We start from the raw sequence: 6,630 nt of genomic DNA, 5'->3' as shown, positions 1-6,630 counted from the left end.
AGGCAAAATTAAAAGGCAAAAGTCCGGTCCACTACCGAACTTTTGCCCAACAAGCAGCTTAAAAATATATGTCCAACTTTTTGGGGTCACTTCAAACGGGTGCGTTCGTTGATTCAAGAAAAATAGAAAGAACTAAAAAACGTTTGGATTTTTGCCAAACGTTTTGTCTGATTTTTAGGGTGTTCATATCGGTTATTTTGATATGAACTTTAACCTGATATTTTGCTTTTTCTCTACGTTTTCTGAACAACCAATTAAATTGTCTTCTAATTCTACGAATTTTCACTAACTGAATCTCGGTAAACAATTTTATGAGGTATGATAATCCGTTTTGCTGGCTCATTTTTGTTTTTGGTTTTTTCAATCAATACCTTCGCTGATTGTGCTCCTAAATCATAAATTTGAATATCAACCGTCGTTAATGCCGGTCGAGTGATCTCAGAAAGATAGACATTGTTAAAACTAACCATTGAAATATCTTGCGGAACCCGAACACCGTACTCTTCTAGCATGCTAAGCATCCCTAAGCTGATAAGGTCATCACTGACAACTAATCCGGTTGGAGGTGTATCCAGTGACATCAAATGTTCTACCGCTTCACGACCACCAGATTTTAAAAATTCCGTATGGATCATGAATGATTCACAATCTTCAATACCTGCTTCTTGTAGTGCTGCTAAGTATCCATTTACTCGATCACGAGTCACGAACAAATCCCTTGAACCACCAATAAAGCCAATTTGTTTATGTCCCAAGCTGATCAAATGTTCAGTAATCTCTTTTCCAGCTCTGAAATTATCATTGTCAACATGCGTAATTTCTGTTTCAAAGTCATATGGTTTACCAACAATCACAAAAGGGAAGTCCTGTTCTCGCAAGAAATTAGTGACTTTGTCATTAATTCGTGAATATAGCAAAATAACCCCATCTACATAACTACCATGAACCATCCGCTGTACTTCATGAAAAATCTCTTCCTCTGTTTCACCAGTTGAAAGGGACATAGAGTACTCAACTTCATGAATAACAGACATAATCCCGCGTAAAATTTCTGGAAAGAATGGATTCTGTAATGCTTTGTTAGCGGAAGATGGTAGGATTACACCAATTGCTTTGGTTGATTTTGCTACTAGATTACGAGCACTAATATTCGGATGATAGCCTAATTCCTTCATCGCTTTACGAACTTTCCTCTTCGTTTCTTCACTAATTCTCGGATTATTGGCGATGACACGAGAAACAGTAGAGGGTGAAACCCCACTTACTTTTGCCACGTCTTTGATTGTTACCATTTCCTCACCCTCTACCCTCACAATTTTATAACTTTATTACGGTGCTTTCTTTTCCATTTATTGAAACCTGATTGTTTGTTCCAATTAACTCAACATGAATTTCCTGATACGAAGGCAGGTAGTTCCCCTCCATATCTAATACGACTACATTAATTTTATCTCCAGAATTTTTTACTTCTATATCAACCTTCAAATATTCTCCATTCTCATAGGAAAATGTTTCTCCATCATCATCATAGAAAGTAAAACGGTAATTCTCATCTGTATTAGAAGCATAGATCTTCATGATTAATGATTTTATTCCTTTATCTTGATTCTTATTCCATTCTCCCTGCATAATAGCAGTACCTTTACGAACAAAAATCGGCAAATCTTCTAGTTCTGCATGAACAAGGTGAACTTTTTCACCTTCAAAGCTTTCCCCAGTTGCATACGATACCCATTCACCTTTAGGTAAGTATACCACGCGATCTGTCACAGATGGAGCTAAGATTGGCGCTATGATTACATTATCACCTATCATAAATTGATCGTTTAAGTTATAGGTTTTATCATCATTAGGGTACTCCATAAATAATGGGCGCATTACTGGTAACCCGTATTTACTCGCATGGTAAAACAAACTATAAAGTTGAGGCATCCACACATAGCGCATTTGGATATATTTCTTCATAATCTCTTCATACTTTTCCCCAAACTGCCACGGCTCTTGATAACGGAATCCAATTGCAGAATGGTTACGGAAAAATGGTGTAAATGCTCCAACTTGGGTCCAACGTGTCAATAATTCAGCATTCGTATCATGGGCAAATCCACCAACATCAGGCCCTGTGAACGCAACACCAGATAATCCAAGGTTGATAACCATCGGAAGAGACATTTGGAGATGTTCCCAGAAACTACGATTATCTCCTGTCCAAACCGAACCATATCGTTGAACACCAGCATAGCCCGCACGTGTTAAAAGGAATGGGCGTTTACCATTCAGATTATCTTTCATACCTTCATATGTCGATTTCCCCATTAATAATCCATACACATTGTGTAATTCACGGTGTGTTGTTGGATTACCGTCATTGCGGTGCATCACTTCAACATCCATTGTCTTTGTTTCATTAAATACAGCAGGCTCATTCATATCATTCCAAATACCCTCTATCCCCATCGAAGTATAGAATGCATGCTTTTCACCCCACCATTTACGAACACGCTCCTCTGTAAAATCTGGGAATGCACTAATACCAGGCCAAACCTCACCATAGTAAACGTCACCCTCGATGTATTTACAGAAATTATCTTTTAATACACCCTCTTGATAAATTGGATATTCCGAATCCTTTTTCACTCCAGGATCAACTATTGGTACAACACGAATTCCCATTTCCTTCAAATCAGAAATTAGTTTTTCTGGATTAGGAAAGCGTTCCTTATCAAATGTAAAGACGCGATAGCCATTCATATAATGAATATCTAAATGGATGACATCAACTGGAATATCCTTGTCGATGAAGTTCTTCGCTAATTCTCTAACTTCCGCCTCTGTTTCATAGCTATAACGGGATTGGTGATAGCCAAGGGACCATTTTGGTGGTAAAGGCATTCTTCCCGTTAAGTACGTGTATTGCTCCAACACCATTTTGGGATGTGGCCCAGCCATCACATAATAATCTAGCTGTCCACCTTCCGCGGAGAAAGAGTAATATTCTTCTGATGTTTTCATGTCAAAGAAAGTTCGAAATGTATTATCAAAGAATATCCCATGTGCCTTACCATCTCGTAATGTCATGAAATATGGAATAGATTCATATAGTGCATTTGTTTCAGGATTATGTGGAGCATAGACATCCGTATTCCACATTTCTAGTCTTTCACCACGTTTATCTAAATGACCAGACTTTTCGCCAAATCCATAGTAATGGTCATTTTCTTCCATTTGTTTAAATGCAATAACTTCCCCATTTTCTCGGAAAGCCATTCCATGTTTATCCTCTGAAACAATTACTCTACCATTCTGATCTAATACGTTTATTCTAAATGGTTTTTTCTGGACATGTAGAACGAGTTTCGAAGACTTTAAATTCAGTGTTCTTTCTGTATCTTCTTCCTCAACAGCCACTAATTCCGGGACCACGATAACAGCTTTGGAGTGCTTTAGTTCTGGATTCTGTCTTTGGTTCATCGTTACTCGGACAATTGAATCTGTATAAAATTGGATAGCTACCTTACCCTTTACACACTGAAATAAATAGGTTGTACCAGCTTTTCCAACATGGACTAGGTCGCCTATGTCCTGGTAAATTACTACATCATCTTTTTTCTCTTTACCTGGGTGTATGGCAAAGCTCGTATCTCCAAGCATGTTATACCTCCTATAAATTAGCTTTTGTGCCTTAGTCTATAACAAATAGGTACCTAGTTTTATAAAATAATATCAATTAAACTAATTTGTAAACTCGAGCCTCATAAGGTTTAAGTACATTTTCATTATTACTTTCGTAGTTGCTAAGCAATAATTCCTTGTTCATGACATCTAATTCTTTTGGTAAAGCAAAAGATGTTTCTTTTCCATACAAATTGGTCACAATTACGGTTATCTCATCCCCTAGCTTTCTCGTATAAGCATAAATTTGATCATGGTCTTCCATCGTAATATCATAGCTACCATAGACAAGAACTTCATACTCTTTTCGCAATTGAATGAGCTTTTTATAATAATGATATATTGAATTTGGATTTTTCATTTCCGCTTCCACATTAATTTCCGTGTAATTTGGATTTACTTTCATCCATGGATTACCCGTACTAAAACCAGCGTTTATTTCAGTTGTCCATTGCATTGGTGTTCTTGAATTGTCGCGACCTGTTTTCCAAATTACTTCCATAATTTCTTCAACAGGTGTTCCTTTTTCCAGTTCATTATTATAATAATTTCTCATTCCAACGTCATCATAATCATCAATAGATGGGAATTGTACATTAGTCATTCCAATTTCTTGGCCTTGATAAATAAAAGGAGTTCCATGCATTAAGAAGTACATTGTTGCTAACGCTTTAGCAGACTCAACACGATATTCCCCATCATTTCCCCAAGTTGATACGGAACGGGCTTGATCATGGTTTTCTAAGAATAAGGCATTCCATCCAGTTCCATCTAACCCTTTTTGCCATTTGGTCAACGTCTTCTTCAACGCTGGTAAATCGATACCATTTTCGGTTTCTTTTCTCCAAAGACCTAAATGCTCAAATTGGAAAATCATATCGAACTTGCCATTCTTTTCTCCGACCCATTCATCAGCTTGTTCAAGGCTTACACCATTTGCTTCCCCAACTGTCATGATGTCATATTTTGCGAAGGTATTTTGCTTCAACTCCTCTAGGAAAACCTGGATTCCATCACGATTCATATGTCCGTCATAGGAGGGGACATATTTCAAGTTATTCGGATTAGGCATATCCGGATAACCGGCAACTTTTTTAATATGAGAGATTGCATCCACTCGGAAACCATCTATTCCTTTATCAAGCCACCAGTTGACCATTTTGTATAATTCATTACGGACAGTTGGATTCTCCCAGTTTAAATCTGGTTGCTTACTAGAGAAAACATGCATAAAATATTCTTTTGTTTTCTCATCATATTTCCATGCAGAACCACCAAATATCGATTCCCAATTATTCGGTTCTTTTCCATCTTTGCCTGGGTGCCAAATATAGTAATCTCTGTATGGATTATCTTTGGAACTACGTGATTCAATGAACCATGGGTGTTCGTCTGATGTATGGTTAATAACTAAATCCATAATTAATTTCATATCTCTACGATGTACCTCAGAAAGAAGTAAATCGAAGTCTTCCATCGTACCAAACTCATCCATAATATCTTGATAATCACTAATATCGTAACCATTATCATCGTTAGGAGATCTATAGATTGGGCTAATCCAAATAACATCTATTCCAAGGTCTTTTAGGTAGTCTAATTTAGAGACCACACCTTTTATATCTCCAATCCCATCTCCATTTGAATCCATAAAACTACGTGGATAAACTTGATAGGCAACTGCTTCCTTCCACCATACTTTGTTCATAAGAATTCTCCTTGCTTATCATTATTCTGGTTGTTTTTAGAAATAAGACTGGAACAGAACTAAAAAAGGATTTACAAGAACAATGCTCAAATTACCCCCGGAAATATACGGAGACTCCTGCGGGAGGATAGGTATCGGTGAGACCCCGGAAGAGCTTATAGGGGTTCAAAGGCTAAGAACGCCACATCCTGTGACAAACGCCTTTGTGACCAACATCCTGTTCTCTCGAGGCTTACCAGCCGCCCGCAGCAAGATAGACACTGCGACGGTTACGTCGAGCAGATGTCTCCCTGTGCTCGAAAGTAATAGCGCAGTATATTTCCAGGGCGGGTTTGATGCACTAATTAAATGTTCGAATTTACCTTTATTAGAAACACAGTTGTCCCAGACTCGTCATTTAATCCAATTATCCCTTTGTCGCTCCAGATGTTAATCCAGATATTAGGTAACGTTGTAGTACTAAGAATACAAGTGCAATTGGTATTGCAATGAGGATTGCACCAGCTGCAAATCGTGTAAAGTTAGTCGAGAACTGATCATTAATAAAGTTGTACAGACCTAGTGCTAGTGTGTAATTTTCTGGACTAGTTAAAACAATTCTTGGTAGTAGGAAGTCCATGAATGGTGCCATGAAGTTAAATAATGCTACTACTGCCAAGATTGGCTTCGCTAAAGGAAGCATGATTGTCCAGAAAATTCGCAAGTGTCCAGCACCATCGATTTTTGCTGCTTCATCTAATTCTTTAGGGATCGTGTCAAAGTACCCTTTTACTAACCAAGCATTAAATGGAATTTGTCCACCTAGGTAGATTAGTAATAATCCCCATAATGAATCTGTTAAACCAATTGTATTTAGTAGGATATATAGAGCTACCATCCCCATTAGTGCTGGAAACATTTGAAGTAGTAAGAACATATACAACCCATACTTACGACCAATAAACTTATAACGAGAGAATGCATAAGCAATTAATGATGTGATTACAACAGAACCAACAGCATTTAAAATAGCTACAAATAAACTATTTTTATACCACAATAAATAATTACTATTTGGATCGGTGAATAACCACTTATAGTGCTCTAATGTTGGATTATCCGGAAATAAATCGGTTACTAACATATTCGTTCCTGGGTTAATACTCATCATAATTGCCCAGAATAGCGGATAACCAATGATGACAAACATAATTAGGAAAAAGATATAGATGAACGCTACTTCAATTTTTGATTTCGTTTTACGTCCCATA

Annotated in this window: 4 protein-coding genes; all 4 read right to left on the bottom strand. The window is 37.3% G+C overall.

All coding sequences use genetic code 11. The annotated features are described in order from the left end of the window. Nucleotides 1-272: 272 nt before the first annotated feature. Nucleotides 273-1,292 (bottom strand): LacI family DNA-binding transcriptional regulator, encoded by a 1,020-nt coding sequence (locus TY11_RS13585; RefSeq protein ID WP_042147073.1) that lies wholly within the window; start codon nucleotides 1,290-1,292, stop codon nucleotides 273-275. 25 nt (nucleotides 1,293-1,317) lie between these two features. After that, complete coding sequence (locus TY11_RS13580; protein ID WP_042147070.1) at nucleotides 1,318-3,651, bottom strand: glycoside hydrolase family 31 protein; 2,334 nt, start codon at nucleotides 3,649-3,651, stop codon at nucleotides 1,318-1,320. Between the two features lie 76 nt (nucleotides 3,652-3,727). Beyond that, a complete protein-coding gene (locus TY11_RS13575; RefSeq protein ID WP_042147068.1) occupies nucleotides 3,728-5,380 on the bottom strand; it encodes a glycoside hydrolase family 13 protein in 1,653 nt (550 codons plus the stop codon). A 406-nt stretch (nucleotides 5,381-5,786) separates the two neighbouring features. Continuing rightward, a complete protein-coding gene (locus TY11_RS13570) occupies nucleotides 5,787-6,629 on the bottom strand; it encodes a sugar ABC transporter permease (RefSeq protein WP_042147144.1) in 843 nt (280 codons plus the stop codon). Between the last annotated feature and the right edge of the window lies 1 nt (nucleotide 6,630).

Origin of the sequence: Paucisalibacillus algeriensis (assembly GCF_000577245.1) — a bacterium.
Lineage (GTDB): Bacteria > Bacillota > Bacilli > Bacillales > Amphibacillaceae > Ornithinibacillus.
This window is presented reverse-complemented; position numbering and strand designations above follow the sequence as displayed.